The 20,068-nt window shown below is 75.5% G+C and carries 22 protein-coding genes; 16 read left to right on the forward strand and 6 right to left on the reverse strand.

Translation table 11 applies throughout. From position 1 onward, the window contains the following. Positions 1-21: 21 nt before the first annotated feature. Positions 22-456, forward strand: coding sequence for a MarR family winged helix-turn-helix transcriptional regulator (locus EV188_RS15945; RefSeq protein ID WP_208114224.1), 435 nt, complete (start codon positions 22-24; stop codon positions 454-456). On the opposite strand, the gene EV188_RS15950 is transcribed toward EV188_RS15945, so the two are convergent. Beyond that, entirely contained in the window at positions 440-1,480 is a 1,041-nt protein-coding gene (locus EV188_RS15950) for a sigma-70 family RNA polymerase sigma factor (RefSeq protein WP_133827277.1), read from the reverse strand. The genes EV188_RS15945 and EV188_RS15950 overlap by 17 nt on opposite strands. 197 nt (positions 1,481-1,677) lie before the next feature. On the opposite strand from EV188_RS15950, the gene EV188_RS15955 reads away from it, so the two are divergent. Together EV188_RS15955 and EV188_RS15960 are read left to right on the forward strand one after the other, a co-directional pair. Then, positions 1,678-2,388, forward strand: coding sequence for a GPP34 family phosphoprotein (locus EV188_RS15955; RefSeq protein ID WP_133827278.1), 711 nt, complete (start codon positions 1,678-1,680; stop codon positions 2,386-2,388). A 137-nt stretch (positions 2,389-2,525) separates the two neighbouring features. Next, complete coding sequence (locus EV188_RS15960) at positions 2,526-3,137, forward strand: hypothetical protein (protein WP_133827279.1); 612 nt, start codon at positions 2,526-2,528, stop codon at positions 3,135-3,137. 106 nt (positions 3,138-3,243) lie between these two features. Here EV188_RS15960 and EV188_RS32260 read toward each other — a convergent pair whose 3' ends face one another. From EV188_RS32260 to EV188_RS15975, 3 genes are all read right to left on the reverse strand, one after another. Then, on the reverse strand, positions 3,244-3,762 hold the full coding sequence (locus tag EV188_RS32260) for a hypothetical protein (protein ID WP_208114225.1): 519 nt from the start codon (positions 3,760-3,762) through the stop codon (positions 3,244-3,246). Between the two features lie 296 nt (positions 3,763-4,058). Next, on the reverse strand, positions 4,059-5,201 hold the full coding sequence (locus EV188_RS15970) for an MFS transporter (protein ID WP_243741745.1): 1,143 nt from the start codon (positions 5,199-5,201) through the stop codon (positions 4,059-4,061). Positions 5,202-5,260: 59 nt separating this feature from the next. Further along, positions 5,261-5,563, reverse strand: coding sequence for a 4a-hydroxytetrahydrobiopterin dehydratase (locus EV188_RS15975; RefSeq protein ID WP_133827281.1), 303 nt, complete (start codon positions 5,561-5,563; stop codon positions 5,261-5,263). Positions 5,564-5,605: 42 nt separating this feature from the next. On the opposite strand from EV188_RS15975, the gene EV188_RS15980 reads away from it, so the two are divergent. Next, a complete protein-coding gene (locus tag EV188_RS15980) occupies positions 5,606-6,016 on the forward strand; it encodes an NUDIX domain-containing protein (RefSeq protein WP_133827282.1) in 411 nt (136 codons plus the stop codon). Here EV188_RS15980 and EV188_RS15985 read toward each other — a convergent pair. Beyond that, positions 5,982-6,260: a hypothetical protein gene (locus tag EV188_RS15985; RefSeq protein WP_243741746.1), complete on the reverse strand. Its 279-nt coding sequence runs from the start codon at positions 6,258-6,260 to the stop codon at positions 5,982-5,984. The two genes, EV188_RS15980 and EV188_RS15985, sit on opposite strands and share 35 nt — an antisense overlap. A 208-nt stretch (positions 6,261-6,468) precedes the next feature. Here EV188_RS15985 and EV188_RS15990 point away from each other — a divergent pair, with 208 nt between their 5' ends. The 6 genes from EV188_RS15990 to EV188_RS16015 all read left to right on the forward strand — a co-directional run bounded on the left by EV188_RS15990 (position 6,469) and on the right by EV188_RS16015 (position 14,431). Continuing rightward, a complete protein-coding gene (locus EV188_RS15990) occupies positions 6,469-8,667 on the forward strand; it encodes an ABC transporter family substrate-binding protein (protein ID WP_133827283.1) in 2,199 nt (732 codons plus the stop codon). A 173-nt stretch (positions 8,668-8,840) separates the two neighbouring features. Continuing rightward, the gene (locus EV188_RS15995) at positions 8,841-10,430 is read left to right on the forward strand and encodes a peptide ABC transporter substrate-binding protein (RefSeq protein WP_133827284.1); all 1,590 of its coding nucleotides are present in this window, start codon (positions 8,841-8,843) and stop codon (positions 10,428-10,430) included. A gap of 108 nt (positions 10,431-10,538) precedes the next feature. Then, positions 10,539-11,465: an ABC transporter permease gene (locus tag EV188_RS16000; protein WP_133827285.1), complete on the forward strand. Its 927-nt coding sequence runs from the start codon at positions 10,539-10,541 to the stop codon at positions 11,463-11,465. Beyond that, entirely contained in the window at positions 11,458-12,402 is a 945-nt protein-coding gene (locus EV188_RS16005) for an ABC transporter permease (RefSeq protein ID WP_133827286.1), read from the forward strand. The genes EV188_RS16000 and EV188_RS16005 overlap by 8 nt, the downstream gene beginning before the upstream one ends. Before the next feature lie 2 nt (positions 12,403-12,404). After that, positions 12,405-13,427, forward strand: a complete 1,023-nt coding sequence (locus tag EV188_RS16010; protein ID WP_133827287.1) for an ABC transporter ATP-binding protein — start codon at positions 12,405-12,407, stop codon at positions 13,425-13,427. After that, complete coding sequence (locus EV188_RS16015) at positions 13,424-14,431, forward strand: ABC transporter ATP-binding protein (protein ID WP_133827288.1); 1,008 nt, start codon at positions 13,424-13,426, stop codon at positions 14,429-14,431. The genes EV188_RS16010 and EV188_RS16015 overlap by 4 nt, the downstream gene beginning before the upstream one ends. On the opposite strand, the gene EV188_RS16020 is transcribed toward EV188_RS16015, so the two are convergent. Then, complete coding sequence (locus EV188_RS16020) at positions 14,428-14,982, reverse strand: GNAT family N-acetyltransferase (RefSeq protein WP_133827289.1); 555 nt, start codon at positions 14,980-14,982, stop codon at positions 14,428-14,430. The genes EV188_RS16015 and EV188_RS16020 overlap by 4 nt on opposite strands. A 62-nt stretch (positions 14,983-15,044) precedes the next feature. On the opposite strand from EV188_RS16020, the gene mshB reads away from it, so the two are divergent. From mshB to EV188_RS16050, 6 genes are all read left to right on the forward strand, one after another. Further along, positions 15,045-15,905, forward strand: coding sequence for an N-acetyl-1-D-myo-inositol-2-amino-2-deoxy-alpha-D-glucopyranoside deacetylase (gene mshB, locus EV188_RS16025; RefSeq protein WP_341770768.1), 861 nt, complete (start codon positions 15,045-15,047; stop codon positions 15,903-15,905). Next, positions 15,902-16,372 carry a hypothetical protein gene (locus EV188_RS16030; RefSeq protein ID WP_243741747.1) on the forward strand — a complete coding sequence of 157 codons (471 nt, stop codon included), beginning with the start codon at positions 15,902-15,904 and terminating at the stop codon, positions 16,370-16,372. Before mshB ends, EV188_RS16030 begins: the two co-directional genes overlap by 4 nt. Before the next feature lie 29 nt (positions 16,373-16,401). Next, complete coding sequence (locus EV188_RS16035; protein WP_133827291.1) at positions 16,402-17,223, forward strand: hypothetical protein; 822 nt, start codon at positions 16,402-16,404, stop codon at positions 17,221-17,223. A gap of 157 nt (positions 17,224-17,380) precedes the next feature. Next, positions 17,381-17,701: a ferredoxin gene (gene fdxA, locus EV188_RS16040; RefSeq protein ID WP_133827292.1), complete on the forward strand. Its 321-nt coding sequence runs from the start codon at positions 17,381-17,383 to the stop codon at positions 17,699-17,701. A 20-nt stretch (positions 17,702-17,721) separates the two neighbouring features. After that, positions 17,722-18,828: a succinyldiaminopimelate transaminase gene (gene dapC, locus EV188_RS16045; protein WP_133827740.1), complete on the forward strand. Its 1,107-nt coding sequence runs from the start codon at positions 17,722-17,724 to the stop codon at positions 18,826-18,828. Next, a complete protein-coding gene (locus tag EV188_RS16050; protein ID WP_243741748.1) occupies positions 18,825-20,021 on the forward strand; it encodes an MFS transporter in 1,197 nt (398 codons plus the stop codon). Before dapC ends, EV188_RS16050 begins: the two co-directional genes overlap by 4 nt. Positions 20,022-20,068 lie beyond the last annotated feature (47 nt).

Here is a 20,068-nt window from a genome sequence, read left to right on the forward strand (position 1 = left end):
GCAGCAACATCGGAGGTGGCGGTGGAGCCGGAGGAGGTCGTGGCCGCGCTGGCCGCGTGGAGCGTGCGCCTCGTGCAGTTCAACGGGCTCGTCGCCGACCGGCTCGGGGTCGGGACCACGGAGCTGCAGTGCCTCTACGAGCTCGCGCAGCACGGCCCGGCCACGCCCGGCGCGCTCGCGGCGCGGCTGAACCTGACGACGGGGTCGGCGTCGCGGATGGTCGAGCGCCTGCACGCCGGCGGGCACGTGCGCCGCGTGCCGGACCCGGCCGACCGCCGCCGGGTGCTCGTCGAGCCCGAGCCGGCGTCGCTCGCGCGGATCGGGGCGGTCTACGAGCCGCTCAACGCCCGCCTGGCCGCCCTGCTGACCGACGTCGACGAGGCCTGGCTCGACCGCATGGGCGCGTTCCTCGTGGCCGCGGAGGAGCGCACCGACGACCTCATCCGGGAGCTGTGAGCGTGGTGTCCGCCGGCAGCGTCTCCGGCAGGCCGGCGCGGACCAGGTGCTCGGGGCCGATGAACGCCGTGACCTCGGCGATCCGCCCGTCGGGGGCGAGCGTGAGGACGTCGAGCACCATGCCGCGCCACCGCGTCGTCTCGTCGTCCCAGGTGTAGCAGCCGACGGCGAGCTGGCCGTTGGCGCGCGCGGGCACGTGGCGCCAGGGGGTGATCAGCGGACCGGCGTGCAGGAACGCGGTGACGGCCGGCAGCCCGCGGTACCAGGCGGCGCTCGGCGGCATCGCCCAGGTGACGTCGGCGGTGAGCAGGCCGACCAGCGCGTCGGCGTCGCCCGCCTCGAGCGCGGCCGTGTAGCGCGCGACGGTGGCGGAGAGCTGCACGTCGGACAGGGCGCGCAGGGTGCGCTGCTGGCTGGGGCCGTCGACCTTGCTGGCCAGCGTCGCCCGGGCGCGCTGCACGGCGCTGTTCACCGACGCGGTGGTCGTCGCCATCATCTCCGCGACCTCGGCGGCCGAGAAGCCGAGCACTTCCATGAGCAGCAGCGCCGCGCGCTGGTTGCCCGGCAGGTGCTGCAGGGCGGCGACGAAGGCGAGCTCGACGGTCTCGCGCTCCTCGACCGTCGCGTCCGGGTCGTCGGGGTAGGGCCCGAGCCAGGCCACCTCGGTGCGCGGCGGGTCGTCGGCGAGCCCCTCGCTCGACGGGCCGAGGTCCATCGGCAGCGCGCGCCTCCCGCGCCGGCCCGCCGTGTCGAGGCTGGTGTTGGTGGCGACCGTGTAGAGCCACGATCGCAGCGCGCCGGGGCGTCCGGGCCGGTCCTCGAAGCGGTCGATCGCCCGCCAGGCCCGCAGCAGCGCGTCCTGCAGTGCGTCGTCGGCGTCGTGGACCGAGCCGAGCATGCGGTAGCAGTGGGCGTGGAGCTCGCGGCGCAGCGGCCCGACGAGGCGCGCGAAGGCCTCGTCGTCGCCGGCCCGCGCGCGCTCGAGATCCGGGTCCGGGGCCGGCTCCACGGGGATCGTGCTCATGCCCGGGAGTCTGCCGCGTGGGTCCGACATCGCCGACCCCGATCCGGAGGTCACGGGACGCCGTGTCACTCGCCGCAACGCCTCTCGGGCCGCTCGGCCGACGCGCCTGCCCCGGCCGGACGCACCGTTCGACGCGGTGTGCCGTCATCCGGGGACTGCTGACTCGGGTGGGGGACGTCCGTGCCTAGTCTGTCTCCGTGCGCTCGGAGCGGTGGTCGTCCCGGACCGCGGACCTGACGCTCCCCGAGCGGGTGGCGTGGGTCCTCGGCGACGACGACGGCCGCCCGCTGTCCACGCTCACCGAGCCCGCGGGGCTGCTGGTGGCCGCCGCGATGGTCGAGCTGCTGCTCGACGCCTCCCTGCTCGACGCGGGCACGGCCTACCGCCGGGGGCCGGTCGAGGTCACCGATCCGCTGCTGCGGTGGGTGGGCGAGGGCCTCGTCGCCCACGGCGGCGCGAAGGCCGACCTGCAGCACGCCGTCACGGGCCCGCGCGGCGCGCAGATGATCCGCCGGACCATGGACCGCCTCGTCGAGCGCGGCCTCGCGGCCCGCGAGCCGCGGCGGGTGTTCGGCTACCTCACGATGCCGGTGTTCGGGTCCGCGCTGCGCGTCCACGACGTCGACGCCCTGCACCACGACCGTACGGCCGTCCGCGCCGTCCTCGAGGGCGACGAGGACCCCGACGAGGCCGTCGCGATGCTCGTCGTGCTGCTGCACCACGGGCGGCGCGTGCGCGAGCTGAGCCCGTCCGACCCGGCGCTCGCGGCCCGGCGCGCGCGGGCCGTCGCCGACGGCCGGCACGTGTCGCTCGGGGTCGCCCAGGACATCCGCCGGCTCGTCTCCCCGACCGTCGGGGCCGTCCTGGCCGCCCTCACCGCGACCACGGTGATCGGTTCGGACCACTGATCGCGTCCGGGTGGCTGCACTCGGCCGATTCCCTCGTCCGGACCCTCTGTGGTGGGGCTGTGGCGGGGCGCGAAACGGATTACGGTAGGGCATCCGTCCGGGCGCGAGGGCCCGGGACTGGGGGAGGGGAGCTTCCCATGACGTCCACCAGCCCTCCTGAGGGCCTGCCCGTCCTCGAGGCCGGCGCGCACCGGGACGCCGAGGCCGGCAGCTGTCTCATGGAGTACGTCTCCGTGCTCGCCGGTGAACGGTTCACCGACCGTCCACGCTGCACCCATCCCGCGCTCGCGGCGGTGGCGTGGCAGGTCAACGACGCCGTGTCGTCGACGGCCCGCCAGCAGCTGGGCACCCGCGCGGTGACGCTCATCGGTCTCGGCCGCGACACCGGCGTCGACGTCCGGCCGCTCGTGCTCGCGACGATCGCGCGCGCCGGGCTCGCGATCGATCCGGCCAACCGCTTCTTCCCCCGCCTGCAGCGCAAGCTGGAGCGGCGCGCGGAGCTCCGGCCCCGTCGCCGGGCCCGGGGCGAGGAGGGCGACGGCGGGCGCCTGGCGACCCTGCTGCACGTCGGCCCGGTCAACCACGCCTGCGCCCACCTGCTCGTGGCCGCCCGCGTGGCCGATCTCGACGCCGACGCGCGCGACCGGATGCTCATCGGGCTGCTCGACGACACCATCGCCGCGGTGCGCGACGCCGAGCGCGAGCGCCGGGCCGGGCGCGAGGTGCGGACGGCCGTCGCGACGGGCTGAGGCGTGCCCCTGCTGAGGGCAGCGGGACCTCTCACCGGGCTGACCGGCGGGACATAGGTGCAAGATCGCATCGAGACCGACCGTCGGACTCGACGCGATCGTGCGCCTAGCCGACCCCGACGCAGATCAGCGGCTTGACGCAGACGTCCAGGCCGCCGCCTCCCGACGACCCGCCGGCGTCGCGGTCGGGCTCGTGCTGCGGGCTGCCGCCGGACGACCCGGAGCCGGAGCCCGACCCGGAGCCCGCGCTCGTGCCGGACCCGGAGCTCGACCCGGATCCGCCGGCGGAGCTCGAGCCGCCGGACGACCCCGATCCGGCCGAGGACCCGCGCTCCGGGTCCGCGCGCTCGCGCGACGGGCTCCCCGTCCGGGGCGCGTCGGCGTCCCGCGGCACCGGGGTCGCGGCACCGACCGGGCTCGGCGCCGCCGGCCCCGACGGCGTGACGGCGACGGGCGCCGTCCCGCCCGGCGGCGGCGCCGGGGTCACCGAGCTCGACACCGCGGGCGCCGGCGCCGGGTCCGGGGCCGCGACGTCGGAGAGCGTGCTCGGGGCGAGGTAGCCCGCCTGCGCGGAGCCCAGCATCACCACCGCGCCGAACAGCGCCGCGAACAGCACCTTCTTCACCACGCCGACCTCCGACGCCGACCTCCGACCCGCGTCCCGGGCAGCCGGACATCGCGGGCGACACCGGGCGCGTGACCTGCGACGACAGGGTCTCGCCCGATCGCGGCGGCGGATCACCCGACAGGACGCGCGTGATCGACCCCCCGGCGTCACCGGCGTCCGGACGGGCGATCGGAGAGTCGCTGGATCGTGATGCCCGCGAGGGGCACGTCCGGCGGGCCGGCGAGCCCGTCGTCAGGCGGAACGTGCCCCTCGCGACGGGCGAGGGCTGCTGGCGAGGGGCGCCCCTCGCCGGTCTATTCGAGCGAAGGTGCCCTTCGCTCGGAACCGCGCGAGCCCCGGGCCCCGCGGCTCCAGAGCACCACGGGCGCCGCGGCGAGGCCGGCGAGGGCCGCGACGACGAACGCCGCGGAGCCGCCCGCCGCGCCGAACACCGCCGACAGCGCCGCCGCGCCGAGGCCGGTGCCGGCGTCGTAGGCGGTGTTCCACCAGGTGCTCGCGGCGCCCGAGCGGGTGGGACCGGCGCGGGCGAAGAGGGCGAGCAGCGTGTCGCTCTGCACGGCACCGAAGCCCAGGCCGACGAGCGTGGCGCCGGCGAGCACGGCCAGGCCGGCGGACGACCCGCCCACCGCCACCACCGCGGCGCCGAGGGCGACGACGGCGAGCCCGGCGAGCGTCGGGACGGGGGTGCGCAGGCGCGCGCCGGGCCGGTCGGCGAGCTCGCCGGCGAGCCCGCGCCCCGCGAGCTGGCCCGCGGTGAGGACGGCGAGCGCGATCGCGGCGGTGCCGGTGCCGCCGGCGAGGCCCGACGGCGCCCACAGCGGCAGCACCGTGATCACCCCGCCGGCGGCGGCCGCCGACACGACCATCGCCGTCCACGGCGGCATCGCCACCGTGGCGGGCAGGGAGCCGGTGCGGTCGCGGGGCGCTGCGCGGGTGGTGGGCAGGCGCGCGCAGCACACGGCCGCGACCAGCGGCATCACGGCCCCGGCGAGCAGCACCACGGTCGGGTCGAGCACCTCGTAGGCCCACACGCCGCCGCTGAGCAGGACGAGCTGCGGGAGGCCGAGCGCCACGCCGTAGAGCCCGATCGCGCGCCCGCGCCGCGACGGCGGGGCGAGGTCGGCGACGAGCGCGGCCCCGGTCACCGTCACCAGCCCGAAGCCGATGCCGCGCACGACGGCCACCGCGAACAGCACGGGCAGCGCGGCGGTCCCCGCGAGCAGCGCGGCCGGCACGCCGAGCGCCACGGCGCCGAGGATCAGCGCCGCCCGCGGGCCGGTGCGCCGCAGGACCGTGGGCACCGTGAGCTGGGTGGCGACGGTGGCCGCCATGAACACGCCGGTCGTCGCGCCCGCCGCGGCCGGGCTCGCCCCGCCCGCGGCGGCGTGCACGGGCACGAGCGGCAGCAGCAGCGCGTAGCCGCCGAAGGCGAGCACCGTCGCGACGAGGACCGCGACGAACGGGGCGGTCCAGAGGCCCGCCGGGCGGGGGTCGGTCAGGAGGCGCCGCGCGCGTCGAGCTCCGAGGAGATCTTCGCGGCGAGGTCGGTGTCCTTGGCGGTGAGGCCGCCCTCGGAGTGCGTCGACAGCTTGAACTTCAGGCTGTTGTAGCGGATGTCCATGTCGGGGTGGTGGTTGTCGGCCTCGGCGAGCTCGGCCACCGCGTCGATCGCGGCGATCGCCTCGGGGAAGCTCGGCAGCTTCGCGAACCGCACGATCGTGGCGTCGTCCTCGCGCTGCCAGCCGGGCAGGCCCTGCAGGGCGTCGGCGATCGCGTCCTCGGTCAGGAGTTCAGCCATGCCCGGATCCTGACACGTCCGGCCGGGCGCCACACTGATCACGTGCGCAGGGTCGTGGTCGGCGCCGCCCTCGTGCGCGACGGGCGGGTGCTCGCCGCGCGCCGGACCCGGCCCGCGGCCGCCGCCGGGCGCTGGGAGCTGCCGGGCGGCGCGGTCGAGCCGGGCGAGGACGAGGCGACCGCGCTCGCCCGCGAGCTGCGCGAGGAGCTGGCGCTCGACGACGTCGGCGTCGGCGAGCGCGTGGGGCCGGAGGTGGCGCTGCCCGGCGAGCGCGTGCTGCGCATCCGCGTCTGCCGCGCGGCGGGGGAGCCGACGGCGCTCGAGCACGACGCGCTGCGCTGGCTGGGTCCCGACGAGCTCGACGGGATCGACTGGCTGGACGCGGACCGGGCCGTGCTGCCCGCCCTCGCGGCCGTCCTCAGGCCGCCCGGGCCTTCTTCAGCGCCTTCTTGAGGTCCTTGCCCGTCACCCCGGCCTCGGTGAGGCGGGCGGCGCGCATGAGCAGGACCGGACAGCCCTTGCAGCGCGGCGTCGACCGGCAGCACTTCTTCTTGATCTTCTTGGCGCCGGTGAGCGGGGCGGCGTCGGCGTAGGCGACGAGGTGCAGCGGCACCTTCGGGCCCTTGGCCTTCTTGGGGGGTTTGGGCTCCTTCGGATCCTTGGGCTCCTTGCCCTTCTTCTTGCCGCCCTTGCCCATGAGGTGAGGCTAACCTCTGCCCCGTCGCGAGGACCAGGGGTGAGCGCGGACCGACCCGTCGGTCCCCACCCGCGGTGACCGTGTCACGATGACGATTCCCGGTACGGCCGGTGCCAGCTGCGCTGTCGACCGCCGACCGGGGCACGGAGCGGTCTCCCGAGGAGAAGGGCCGGACGACGGCGTGAGTGGTCCCCGACGTGCTGTCGGTGTGCTCCGTCTCCTCCGTGTCCTCCCCGCCCTGGCGCTCGTCCTCGCGGTCCTCGGGGCGTGCTCCGGCGCGCCCCCGCCCGTGGTCGGCCAGGTGCCCGTGCCGGCGCCCGCCCCCACCCCCCAGCTCGAGCCCGACCCCACCGAGCTGCGCATCGGCGTCGACGACCTCGGGGTCGGCTTCAACCCGCACCGGGTCGCCGACGACACCCCCCTCTCGCGCGCGATGGCCGCGCTGGTCCTCCCGTCGGCGTTCCGCCCCGGCCCCGACGGCGAGCCGCGGCTCGACACGTCGGTGGTCACCTCGGCGCGCGTCACCTCGACCGAGCCGTTCACCGTCTCCTACGAGATCGCCCCGGCGGCGAGCTGGTCGGACAACGCGCCGGTGGCCGCCGAGGACTTCGTCTACCTCTGGCAGCAGATGCGCAGCCAGCCCGGGGTGGTCGGCGCCGCCGGCTACCGGGCGATCACCGACGTCCGCTCCCGGGCGGGCGGCAAGGCCGTCGACGTGGTGTTCGACCGGCCCTACCCGGCGTGGCAGACGCTCTTCGACCACATGCTGCCCGCCCACCTGCTCAAGGACGCCCCGGGCTCCTGGGGCGGCGGGCTGACCGACAGCATCCCGGTGTCGGCGGGCCCCTTCACGGTGCGCGTCGTCGACCGCATCCGCGGGCAGGTCACGCTCGCCCGCAACGACCGCTTCTGGGGCACCCCGGCGGTGCCCGACGAGGTCGTCTTCCAGGCCGCCGAGGCCCCGTCGCTGATCGACAGGGTCCGCTCCGGCGACGTCCAGGCCACCCAGTTCCGCGCCGACGCCGAGGACCTCGCCGCCCTGCGCGCCGTCGGCTCCTCGCTGTCGGTCCGCACGCTGCCCGAGCCCGCGCTCGTCCAGCTGGCCCTGCGCAGCGACGACGGACCGCTCGCCGACGTCCGCGTGCGGCGCGCCGTGGCGTCGGCGATGGACCGCTCCGCGCTCCGGTCGGTCGGCACGAACGGCGGGCCGTCGGCGCAGCTGCCCGCCGACTCGTTCGGCCGCGCGCCGTCCGAGGAGGACTACCGCTCGACGCTGCCCGCGGACTCGCCCGCGGCGCGCCAGGACCTGGCCGAGACGTTCCGGCTGCTCGCCGACGCCGGGTACACGCGCGGCGCGGACGGCACGTGGGAGCGCGGCGGGCAGCCGCTGATCCTGCGCCTCGCCGCCCCGCCGCAGGTCGCCCCGTACGGGCGCCTCATCGCCACCCTCGGCACGCAGCTGCGGGCGGCCGGGATCGCCTCGGTCGTCGTCGCCGACGGCGGCATGTCGGGCTTCGCGCCCGGGCGCGGGCCGGCCACGACGACCACCCCGGGGTCGCCGAGCCCGGTCCCCGCCCCGCCCCCGACCGGCACCAGCCCGTCCGGCGGCGCCCTGCTCGCGACCACGCCCACCCCGACCCCGGGCGGCGGGACGAGCAGCACGCCGCGGTCCGGGCCGACCAGCAGCTCGAGCACCACGACGACCACGGTCCCGCCGACGCCGAACTCCTCGTCGGACCTCGCGGTGGCCGACATCGCCGTGGAGTCCCTGCCCATCGGCGGCGACCCGATCGCCGACCTGGCGTCGGTCGTCGGCTGCCCCGGCGGGCGCGCGCCGGCCACCTCGGGCCGCACGGGCACCGACCCGGGCGTCGCGCTGGCCGCCGCCGACGTCGCGCCGACGTCCCCGAACGCCCCGGGCGCGCCCGTCCCGAACGAGGCAGCCCCGAGCTCGGCCGCCGGGCCCACCAGCACGTCCCCGCCGACGAGCGCCGCCCCGCCCGCGTCGACCACCGGCGCGGCGCCGACGTCCACCGACGCCGCCGGGCCCTCCACGGCCGCGACCACCCCGGACGCGGACGAGCTCGACGAGCTCACCGAGGACCTCGCCGACCCCCAGGCCTCGGAGGCGCTGACGCCCACCGGCTTCTGCGACCCGGCCCTGCAGTCGCTGCTCGACGCCGCGTCGGCCGGCACCGTCTCGCCGGACACCGCGCTCGCGCTCGCGGAGCCGTCGCTGTGGTCGTTGCTGCCGGTGATCCCGCTCTTCCAGGCGGCATCGGTGCTGGTCAGCCCCACCGAGCGCACCGACGTGGTGGTCGGCCCGCTCACCGAGAGCCCGTTCGCCGGCGCCGACCGGTGGACGCCGCCCCCGGCGACCCAGCGCGGCGACGACGGCATCAACTGACCGACCCGGTCTCGCTGGGACTGTTCACGTGAACGTTCCCGGAACTCTTGCCGCTTTCTTCGGAAACCCTTAGGTTCCGAGCGGTCGAGTCACGCGCGGTGATCGATCAGTTGCCCCGCGCGAGGGACCCGGCGGTGCTACCACCATGAGGAGGAACGTTGCCGTTGCGTCGGTTGGCCACGGTCGTGGCCGCAACGCTCGCCGTGGCGCTGGTCGCCACCGCGTGCGGCGGGGGAGGGGGCGGCAACGACCAGGCCGCCCAGACCGTGAGCCTCGACTGGGGCGAGCCGGAGAACGCGCTGATCCCGGGCAACAACACCGAGCAGAACGGCGGTGACGTCCTCGACGCCCTGTTCGCCGGGCTCGTCAAGTACGACGTGAACACCGCGGCGCCCTCCAACGAGGCGGCGGAGTCGATCACGTCGGCGGACAACAGGGTCTGGACGATCAAGCTCAAGCCGGGCTGGACGTTCCACGACGGCACGCCGGTGACCGCGCAGAACTACGTCGACGCGTGGAACTGGGTCGCCTACGGCCCGAACGCCGCGCAGGCCCAGTCGTTCATGGAGAAGATCGACGGGTACGACGAGGTCTCGGGCGAGGCGCCGACCGCGCCGGCGATGCGCGGCCTGCGCGTGGTCGACCCGCAGACCTTCGAGGTGACCCTCAAGGCGCCGTTCGTCATCTTCCCGACGACGCTCGGGTACTCGGCGTACTACCCGCTGCCGCAGAAGTTCTTCACCGACCGCGCGGGCTTCGAGGCCGCACCGGTGGGCAACGGCGAGTACAAGTTCGAGTCCCGCACGCCGAACCAGAACATGACGCTGGTCCGCAACGACCAGTACGCCGGCTCGGACAAGCCGCAGGTCCCGCGCCTGGAGTTCCGGGTCTACGCCGACATCCAGACCGCCTACGACGACGTGGTCTCCGGCAACCTCGACCACGTCAAGGCGATCCCGCCGGCCGCGCTGACCGGCGGCCGCTGGCGCCAGGACCTCGGCGCCGGCGCGCACGCCAAGGACGGCCTGCAGACCACGGCGCTGGGCTTCCCGCTCTACGACCCGCGGTTCCAGAACCCGCAGGTGCGCCAGGCGATGTCGATGGCGATCGACCGCCAGGCGATCGTCGACCAGATCTTCGGCGGCACCTACAAGCCCGCCGACGGTCTCGCGACGCCGGCCGCGCAGGGCTACCTGCCCAACCAGTGCGGCGCGAACTGCCAGTTCAACCCGCAGCGGGCGCGTGAGCTGCTCGCCCAGGCCGGCGGCTTCCAGGGTCCGCTGACCCTCACGGCCAACGCCGACGGCGGGCACAGCGAGTGGATGCAGGCGGTCACCAACCAGCTGCGCCAGAACCTCGGCATCGACGCGCAGTACACCCCGCTGCCCTCGTTCTCCGAGGTCCGCCAGCAGGCCAACGCGTTCCAGTTCCAGGGGCTGTTCCGCGCCGCGTGGATCGGCGACTACCCGAACCTGGAGACGTTCCTGACGCAGCTCTACCGCACCGACGCGTCGTCGAACGACTTCAAGTACTCCAACCCGGCGGTCGACCAGGCGCTCGACCGGGCGGACCAGGCGCCGAACGAGCAGGCGGCCGAGGCGGGGTACCAGGAGGCCGAGCGGCTGATCCTCGCGGACATGCCGTCGATCCCGCTGTTCACACGGCAGATCATCTACGGGGACTCGTCGCGGCTCGCCTCCGGTGACCGCAACCCGCTGGACCGTCTCGTCACGACGTCCTTCCAGCTCAACCCGCAGAACTGACCCCGGACACCGACCACCACCACCGTCCGTGCGGGGCCGGGCACTCCCTGTTCTCATAGGGGAGCCCGCGTCCCGCACGGCGGGTCGGAACGACCGAGGAGTCCTCCCGTGGGTCGCTACACCCTGCGGCGCCTGCTGCAGCTGATCCCCGTCTTCCTGGGGACCACCTTCATCGTCTACGCGCTCGTCTGGGGCCTGCGCGACGACCCGTTCGCCGGCAAGTGCGGGCAGCGCGAGTGCTCGCCGGCCTTCAAGGCCGCCATCACGGAGCGCTACAACCTCGACGACCCGCTGATCGTCCAGTACCTGAAGTACCTGGGGAACGTGCTCACCGGCGACTTCGGGCAGACGTTCTCGGGCACCGAGGTCTCGACGCTGATCGCCGACGCCTACCCGATCACCGTGAAGCTCGCGCTCATCGCGCTGGTCATCGAGGCGGTCATCGGCATCATCGCGGGCGTCGTCTCCGGCCTGCGCGGGCGCGGGTTCGTCGACTCGCTGGTGCTGGTCTCGACGCTCTTCCTCATCGCGCTGCCGGTGTTCGTCACCGGCCTCGTGCTGCGCCAGGTCCTCGGGGTCGAGCTCGGCATCATCCGCACGTCGGTGTCGGGCGACCCGTCGATCGGCGAGCTGATCGTGCCCGGCTTCGTGCTCGCGAGCCTCTCGATGGCCTACGTCGCGCGCCTGACCCGCACGAGCCTCATGGAGAACACCCGCGCCGACTTCGTGCGCACCGCCGTCGCCAAGGGGCTGCCCCGGCGCCGCGTCGTCGGGGTGCACATGCTGCGCAACTCGCTGATCCCCGTGGTCACGTTCCTCGGCACCGACATCGGCGCGCTCATGGGCGGCGCGATCGTCACCGAGGGCGTGTTCAACATCCGCGGCATCGGCGGTCTGGTCTACCGCGGCCTCCAGCAGCAGGACACCGCGACCGTCGTCGGCATCGTCGCGCTGCTGGTGATCGTCTACCTGATCGCGAACCTCGTCGTGGACCTGCTCTACGCCGTGCTCGACCCGAGGATCCGCTATGACTGAGCCGCTGACCACGGCCCCATCACCCGGCGTCGACGACGGGGTCGTCCCCGACAACGGCCCCGGGCAGGCCACCCGCGGCCTGTGGGCCGACGCCTGGACCGAGCTGCGCGGGCGGCCGCGCTTCTGGATCGCCGCCGCGCTCATCGTCCTGTTGCTGCTCATGGCGCTCGCGCCGTCGCTGTTCACGTCCGTCGACCCCACGGTCGGGCTGCTCGAGCGGTCCCGGGAGCCCCCGGGGCCGGACGCGGTCTTCGGCTACGACCTGCAGGGCCGCGACGTCTACGCGCGCACCATCTACGGGGCGGCGCCGTCGCTGGCGGTCGGGTTCCTGGCGACGTTCGGCACCGTGGTCGTCGGCTCGCTCGCCGGGCTGCTCGCCGGCTACTCGCAGGGCTGGCCGGACTCGCTGCTCTCGCGCATCGGCGAGATCTTCGCGGGCCTGCCGTTCGTGCTCGGCGGCATCGTCATCCTGACCTCGTTCAACAAGCCGGGCCAGATCGTCGGCGCCGGTCAGCTGGTGTTCCAGGTGGTGCTGACGATCGTCGTGCTGACCTGGCCGGTGGCCATGCGCATCATGCGCGCGGCGGCGATCGAGACCTCGCAGCAGGACTACGTCAAGGCGGCCAAGGCGCTGGGCGCGGGCCCGTTCCGGGTGGTGCTGCGGCACATCCTGCCCAACACGCTGGCACCGGTCCTGGTCTACGGCGCCATCCAGTTCGGGGTGTTCATCGGCGCCGAGGCGACGCTGTCGTTCCTCGGCATCGGCCTGCGCGACCCCGTCGTCTCGTGGGGCGTGATGATCTCCGAGGCGCGCGACCGCGTGCAGGACATCCCCTGGGCCCTGTTCTTCCCGGCCGGCTTCCTGGTGATCACGGTGCTGGCCTTCGTCATGATGGGCGACGCCGTGCGCGACGCCCTCGACCCGAGAGGGCGGTGACCGTGGCTCCTCTCCTCGAGGTCGACGACCTCCGCGTCGAGTTCGGCCGCGGCCGCGAGACGGCGTCGGTGCTCAACGGCGTGAGCTACCACGTCGACGAGGGCGAGACCCTCGCGGTGCTCGGCGAGTCCGGCTCCGGCAAGAGCGTCACCGCGCAGACGGTGATGGGCATCCTCGACACCCCGCCCGGGCGGATCACCGGCGGCTCGGTGCGCTTCCGCGGCGAGGAGCTGCTCGGCGCCGACCCCGAGCGCCGCCGCCTGCTGCGCGGCGAGTCGATGGCGATGATCTTCCAGGACGCGCTGTCGGCCCTGAACCCCGTCTACTCGGTGGGCTTCCAGATCGCCGAGCAGTTCCGGTTCCGGCGCGGGATGTCGCGCAAGGACGCGATGGTGAAGGCCGCCGAGATGCTGGACCTCGTCAAGATCCCCAACGCGAAGCAGCGCGTGAAGGAGTACCCGCACCAGTTCTCCGGCGGCATGCGCCAGCGCGCCATGATCGCGATGTCGCTGGCCCTGGACCCGGAGCTGCTCATCGCCGACGAGCCGACCACCGCGCTCGACGTCACGGTGCAGGCGCAGATCATGGAGCTGCTCGACGAGCTGCGCCGCGAGCGGGGGATGGGCCTGATCCTCATCACCCACGACCTCGGCGTGGTCGCCGAGGTCGCCGACCGGATCGCGGTGATGTACGCGGGACGGATCGTGGAGCACACCGACGCCGCCTCGCTCTACGCGCACCCGGCGCACCCGTACACGCGCGGGCTGATGGACTCGGTGCCGCGCGTCGACGACGTCGCGGGCGCTCCGCTGCGCCCCATCCCGGGCCTGCCGCCGAGCCTGTCGGCGATCCCGGACGGCTGCCCGTTCCACCCGCGCTGCGCGCACGCCGTGGACGTGTGCACCGACGAGGTGCCGGCGCTGCGCGAGCTGGGGTCCGGCCACCAGGCCGCCTGCCACTTCGCCGAGCGCTTCGTCGCCGAGGGGCCCGACCGTCCGACGACGCACGAGGTGGTGTCCCGGTGAGCCAACCGATCCTGTCGGTCCGCGACCTGGTCAAGCACTTCCCGGTGACCCGTGGCGTGCTGTTCCGCAAGACCGTCGGGCACGTGCGCGCCGTCGACGGCGTCTCGCTCGACCTGCACCCGGGCGAGACGCTCGGGGTCGTCGGGGAGTCGGGCTGCGGCAAGTCGACGCTCGCGCAGGTGCTGATGCGCCTGACCCCGCCGACCAGCGGCACCGCGACGTTCGAGGGCGAGGACCTCTTCGCCAAGCGGGGCGCCGCGCTCACCGCGTGGCGCCGGGACATGCAGATCGTCCTGCAGGACCCGTACACGTCGCTGAACCCGCGCAAGACCGTCGGCGACATCGTCGGCGAGCCCTTCGACATCCACCCAGAGGTGGCGCCGAAGGGCGACCGGCGGCGGCGCGTGCAGGAGCTGCTCGAGGTGGTCGGGCTCAACCCCGAGCACATCCGCCGCTACCCGCACCAGTTCTCCGGCGGGCAGCGCCAGCGCGTCGGCATCGCCCGCGCGCTGGCCCTGCGCCCCAAGGTGATCGTCTGCGACGAGCCGGTGTCGGCGCTCGACGTGTCGATCCAGGCGCAGGTGCTCAACCTGCTCTCGGACCTGCAGCGCGAGTTCGGGCTGGCGTACCTGTTCATCGCCCACGACCTCGGCGTCGTGCGCCACCTGTGCGACCGGGTCGCGGTGATGTACCTCGGGTCGATCGTGGAGACGGGGACCGCGGAGGAGATCTACGGCCGCGCGAGCCACCCGTACACCCAGGCGCTGCTCTCGTCGGTGCCGGTGCCGGACCCGTCGCTGCGCGGGCGCCGCGCGGCGATCCGGCTCGAGGGCGACGTCCCGAGCCCGGCGGACCCGCCCTCGGGGTGCCGGTTCCGCACGCGCTGCCCGAAGGCGGCGGCGATCTGCGCGCAGGACCCGCCGGCGCTCGAGGTCCGCCCGTCGACCGACCACCCCGCCGCCTGCCACTTCGCCGAGCCCCCGCACCTCGTCCGGGCGGACTAGACGAGCTGCCCGTCGCGCACGAGCACGGTCGCCTCGGGCCAGGCCGCCGGCGGGCGGGCCGCGGCGAGCACCATCGCCGGGTCGGTGTCGGTGCGGTTCCGGTGGTGCGTGTCGATCAGGCGCGTCGTGACGCCGGGCAGGCGGGTCCAGCCCGCGGCGCGGTAGAAGCCCTCGACGGCGGGCCCGCAGGACAGGAACCCGAACGGGACGCCGAGGTCGACGAGCGCGTCCGCCACGCGGGCCATCAGCGCCCGCCCGACGCCCCGGCCCTGCCGGGCGGGGTCGACCGCGACGAGCCCGACGTCGCCGACCAGCACCTCGCCGCCGTCGGGGAGCGCCCGCAGGAACCGGCGGACGATCCCGGCGTGGGCCACCGGGGCACCGGCGTCGTGGGCCACGATCCGCCGCTCGGGACGCGCGCCGGCCCAGCTCCGCCCGTCGGCGAACCGGTCGGGCCGGTCGTACGCCCGCGCCAGGAGGCGGGCCAGCGGACCGTGCGCCGCGTCGTCGAGGTCGGTCTCCCACGACACCGACCAGGTCAGGTCCGTCACGGGAGTGAGTCTCGCCCCACCCCGCCCGGTCGCGTGCCCCCGGACGGCCTACCGTGCCCCGGGTGAGCCCCGGACCGCTGCTGCTCGTCCACGCCCACCCGGACGACGAGACGATCACCTGCGGCGGCGTGATGGCCCTGGCCACCGGCGCGGGCATCCCGGTCACCCTCGTGACCTGCAACCGTGGTGAGGCGGGCGAGGTGATCCCGCCCGGCCTGCGGCACCTGTCCGGCGATGCGCTCGGCGAGTACCGCGAGGGCGAGCTCGCCCGGGCCTGCGCGGCCCTCGGCGTCACCGACCACCGCTGGCTCGGCGAGGTCGGGGCGTGGCGGGACTCGGGGATGGTCCGGGTCGGCGAGGGCATCCTCGCGGCGGCCCCGGAGTCGGTCGACGACGACGCCCTCGCCACCCCGCGCGGCTTCGAGGCGCAGGTCAAGGCCCTGGTCGAGGTGATGCGCGAGGTGGAGCCGCGCGTGGTGGTGACCTACGACGAGCGCGGCGGCTACGGCCACCCCGACCACGTGCGCGCGCACGACATCACGCTCGCGGCGGTCGACATCGTCGACCCCGACGCCACGGTGATCACCGTCGTCGCCACCGCCGCCGCGCACGACGAGGTCGACGCCGGCCTCGCCGTCCTGCGCCGGCGGTCGTGGCTGCCGGTCCCGGTCCCGCCCGTCGAGGACCTGCCGACGGTGCCCGACGCGACGATCACCACCCGGGTCCCGCTCGGCGCCGCCCGCGTCGCCAAGCTGGCCGCGCTGCGCGCCCACGCCACCCAGATCACCGTCCACGACGACGGCAGCGAGCCCCCGGCCTACGCGCTGTCCAACGACCTCGCCCAGCCCGTCCTGCCCGCCGAGTGCTTCGTGCACCTCCGCGGCCCCGCGAGCGCCCCCGACGACCTGTTCCCGCCGTCGTGAGCGAGGGCGTCCCCGACTGCGTGGCAGGCAGCGAGGGTGACCCTCGCTCGACGGAGGAGCCCACCCCGACGCCGCGCCGCACCCTGCTCCCCCTCGCCGTGGTCGCCCTGCTCGCGCTCGACGCGGTGCTGCTCGCGTGGACCGAGATGGCGTGGCTGACCCTGCGCACCGCCGCCGACGGGGTCCCGCTGCCCCTCGCGGCGGCCGTCGCGCTGGTCACCGTCCCGGTGCTCGTGCTCGCCGCCGACACCGCCTGGCCCGCGAGCCACGCCCCGTTCGTGCCGCTCGCGGCGTGGACGCTGACGATCCTCGGCGCGGGGCTGTGGAGCCCCGCCGGCGCCGGGGTCCTGCCGCCGGACTGGCGGGCGGTCCTCCTGCTCGCGGCCGGGGTGCTGCCCGGCGCGCTGGCGCTGTCGTGGACCTCGGCGAAGCGGCGGGTGCTCACCCGGGCCCCGTCCGACGGTTGAGCAGCGCGCCGGTCGGGAAACGAGCCGCCATGCCCGCCATCCCCGACGAGCACGTCGTCCGCGTCCTGCGACCCTTCGTGGCCGCCACCGGCCCGGTGCTGCGCGGACTGCGTGACGCCGACCCGTTCCGTCTCGGCCGCCTCGCCGAGCGCCGCGCGATCGAGCTGCACGAGAACGGGGGCAAGGCCCTCCCGGCCCCGACGACGAAGCGCGGCAAGGTCGGTCGGGCCGTGCGCACCGGGCGTGCGCGCGCCCTCGACCGGCTCGCCACCTCGAAGCTCCCCGGCACGCCGCGCTGGCAGGCGATGAGCCCCGAGGAGCGCGACCAGTGGTGGGTGTCACGCGTCGGCCGCTTCACCTCGGTCGTCGCGTCGATCCCCGGCATCGGCGGTGCCCTGGCGCGCCGGCTGCCGGTCTCGGACATCCTCGGGCTGGGCGCCCAGGGCCTCGTGGTGTGCGCGATCGCGAGCGAGCACGGGATGGACGGCCGCGACGAGCAGGTCCGCCTGCTCGCGTCGGTGCTCTTCGGGCGCGAGGTCGACCCGCGCCGCCACGGCGACGCGCACGGCCCCGAGGTGGAGCGCGAGGCCGGCGAGCTGGCCGGCGAGGTCGGCGAGGGGCACACTGACGGCCGCCTCGCGGCGCTGGCCCGGGCCGTGTGGCGCATGGGCAAGACGCTCTGGGGCCTGCAGGGCGAGCTCGATCGGCGCCCGCAGGGCCGCCGGGCCTGGCGCCTGCTGGCGAACCTGCCGGTCGTCGGGGCGGTCGGCAGCTACCGCAACGAGCGCTCGGCGCTGAAGCGCGCCGCCCGCGCGGCCGCGAAGTGGGTCGCCCGGAACGGCGCGGTGTGACGGCCGCCATCGTCATCCGGGGCAATCAGGTCGCCCCCGCGCAAGCGTGACGGGGCGACGACCGGAATACTCGCCGCAGGCGTGCCCCGAGGCCGCGTGACACCACCACGCGAGGGTCCGGGCCGTCGGACGACGTGAGTGAGGAGCAGGAGCAGACGTGACGTACGTGATCGCCGAACCGTGTGTCGACGTGCTCGACAAGGCGTGCATCGAAGAATGCCCTGTCGACTGCATCTACGAAGGGGGCCGGATGATGTACATCCACCCCGACGAGTGCGTCGACTGCGGGGCGTGCGAGCCGGTCTGCCCGGTCGAGGCCATCTACTACGAGGACGACGTGCCGGACCAGTGGTCCGTGTACACGCAGGCGAACGTCGACTTCTTCGACGAGCTGGGTTCGCCCGGCGGCGCCTCGAAGGTCGGCAAGGTCGAGCGTGACGCCGGCCCCGTCCCGGACCTGCCGCCGCAGGGGGAGTGACCACCACGGGTCGGGTCGGGGTGCACTTCCCCGCCCTGCCGGACTTCCCGTGGGACAGCCTCGCCGGGGCCGCCGCGGTCGCCCGCGGCCACCCCGACGGGGTGGTCGACCTGTCGGTCGGCACGCCCGTGGACCCGGTCCCCGCGGCGGTCGGCGAGGCGCTGCGCGCCGCGTGGGACTCCCCGGGCTACCCGCAGACGTGGGGCACCCCCGCGCTGCGGGAGGCCGCGGTGGACGCGCTGGCACGCCGCCACGGGGCCGGGCGCTCGTCGGACGAGGGCCTGGACCCGGACGCCGTGCTGCCCACCATCGGCTCGAAGGAGCTGGTGGCGTGGCTGCCGACGCTGCTCGGGCTGGGCCGCGACGACGTCGTGGCCTTCCCCGACCTCGCGTACCCGACCTACGAGGTGGGGGCGCAGCTCGCGGGCGCGACGCCCGCGCGGGTGCGTGACGACGAGCCGCTGCCCGCCGGCACCCGCCTGGCCTGGCTGAACTCGCCGTCGAACCCGACCGGCCGCGTCCTGGACGCCGCCGCGCTCGCCGCGCGGGTCGCCGAGGCCCGCGAGCTGGGCGCGGTCGTCGCCGCCGACGAGTGCTACCTCGCCCTGCCCGGACCGGGGGTGCTGACGACCTCGGTGCTCGACCCCGTGGTGCACGGCGGCAGCGTCGAGGGCCTGCTCGCGGTGCACTCGCTGTCGAAGACCTCGAACCTCGCGGGCTACCGCGCCGGCCTCGTCGCCGGCGACCCGGTGCTGGTCGCCGGGCTGCTCCAGGTCCGCAAGCACGCCGGGATGATCGTCCCGCGCCCCGTGCAGGAGGCCATGACCGTCGCCCTGCGCGACGACGTCCACGTCGCCGAGACCCGCGCGCGCTACGACGACCGCCGCCGCGTCCTGCGGCCCGCGCTCGAGGCCGCCGGCCTGCGCGTCGAGCACTCCGAGGCGGGCCTCTACCTCTGGGCCACGGCCGACGAGCCGTGCCGCACCACGGTCGACCGCCTCGCCGCGCGCGGCATCCTCGTCGCCCCCGGCGAGTTCTACGGCCCCGCCGGCGGCGCCCACGTCCGCGTCGCCCTCACCGCCTCCGACGAGCGCATCGCCGCGGCGGCGGAGCGCCTGGCGGAGTGACCACCACCGGCACCCGGGTGCGCCCGGCCGTCGTGCTCCTGGCGGTCCTGGCCCTCGCCGTGAACCTGCGGGCCGCGCTCTCGGCCTACCCGCCGCTGCTCGAGACGATCCGCGCCGACCTCGGCCTCTCGGCGGCGTTCGCCGGGCTCGTACAGGCCGCCACCATCCTCATGATGGGCGCGGGCTCGTTCGCCGCACCGGCGCTCGCGCGCCGCACCGGGCGCGAGCGGGCCGCGGCGCTGGGCGTCGCGGCGATCGCGCTGGGCTCCCTCACCCACGGGCTGCCCACTGCCGTGGCGCTGGTGGTCGGGAGCCTCGCCATCGGCCTGGGCATCGGGGTGGTCGGCGTGGCGATCACCGGCGTCATCCGCGACCACCTGCCCGAGCGGGCCGGCACGGCCACCGGGCTCTACACCGTGGCGATGATGGGCGGGGCGACCGTCGCGTCGCTGACGGCGCTGCTGCTCCAGGACGCGCTCGGCGGGTGGTGGTGGGCCCTCGCGGCGTGGACGCTGCCCGCCGTCCTCGCCCTCGTCGTCTGGTGGCCCGCGACGCGGCAGCTGCACGACCTCCCGGGCGCGGCCCCCGTGCGCCTGCCGTGGCGCAACCGCTTCGCCCGGCTCGCCGTGCTGTTCCAGGCGATGTCGTCGGTGCAGTTCTACGGCTGGCTGACCTGGCTCGCCCCGTTCTACGAGGCGCAGGGCTTCTCGACGGAGCGGGCGGCCGTGGCGCTGTCGGTGTGGAACGTCGTGCAGATCCCCGCCGCGCTGCTGATCCCCCTGGCCGCCGAGCGGCGCCGCGCCTGGGCGCCCTGGGCGGCGTTCTGCGTGCTCTGCGCGACCGCCGGCGTCGCCGGCGTCCTCGTCGCGCCCGTGCTGCCGGTGGTCGGTCCGTGGCCGTGGATCGTCCTGGCGTCGGTCGCCGTGGGCGCCGGGTTCCCCCTGGGGCTCGCCGTGGTCGCCTGGCGGACCCCGGACGGGGCGACGGCGGCGTCGGTGTCGGCGCTGACCCTCGGGTCGGCCTACTTCCTCGCCGCGCTGGCGCCGCCGGTGATGGGCGTGCTCATCGACCTCGCGGGCTTCCGCGCGGCGCTCGTCGTGATCCTCGTGGCGGCGCTCGTGCAGGGCGTCGCGGTCGTGCGACTGGGGCCACGCCGGGTGACCTACGACCCCGAGACCGACCCCGTCCCCTAGGACCGGACCCGGTCCGACCGCGGTCGACGAACTCGCGTGGCTGCTCA

The sequence above is a fragment of the Actinomycetospora succinea genome (assembly GCF_004363095.1).
Taxonomy (GTDB): domain Bacteria; phylum Actinomycetota; class Actinomycetes; order Mycobacteriales; family Pseudonocardiaceae; genus Actinomycetospora; species Actinomycetospora succinea.

What these genes read in the sequence shown, in the direction of transcription:
- EV188_RS15985 (WP_243741746.1), bottom strand. Translation starts at nt 6,260, where the DNA reads ATGGGCAAGGGCGGCAAGAAGAAGGGCAAGGAGCCCAAGGATCCGAAG.
- EV188_RS15975 (WP_133827281.1), bottom strand. Translation starts at nt 5,563, where the DNA reads ATGGCTGAACTCCTGACCGAGGACGCGATCGCCGACGCCCTGCAGGGC.
- EV188_RS15960 (WP_133827279.1), top strand. Translation starts at nt 2,526, where the DNA reads ATGACGTCCACCAGCCCTCCTGAGGGCCTGCCCGTCCTCGAGGCCGGC.
- EV188_RS16005 (WP_133827286.1), top strand. Translation starts at nt 11,458, where the DNA reads ATGACTGAGCCGCTGACCACGGCCCCATCACCCGGCGTCGACGACGGG.
- EV188_RS16035 (WP_133827291.1), top strand. Translation starts at nt 16,402, where the DNA reads ATGCCCGCCATCCCCGACGAGCACGTCGTCCGCGTCCTGCGACCCTTC.
- EV188_RS15950 (WP_133827277.1), bottom strand. Translation starts at nt 1,480, where the DNA reads ATGAGCACGATCCCCGTGGAGCCGGCCCCGGACCCGGATCTCGAGCGC.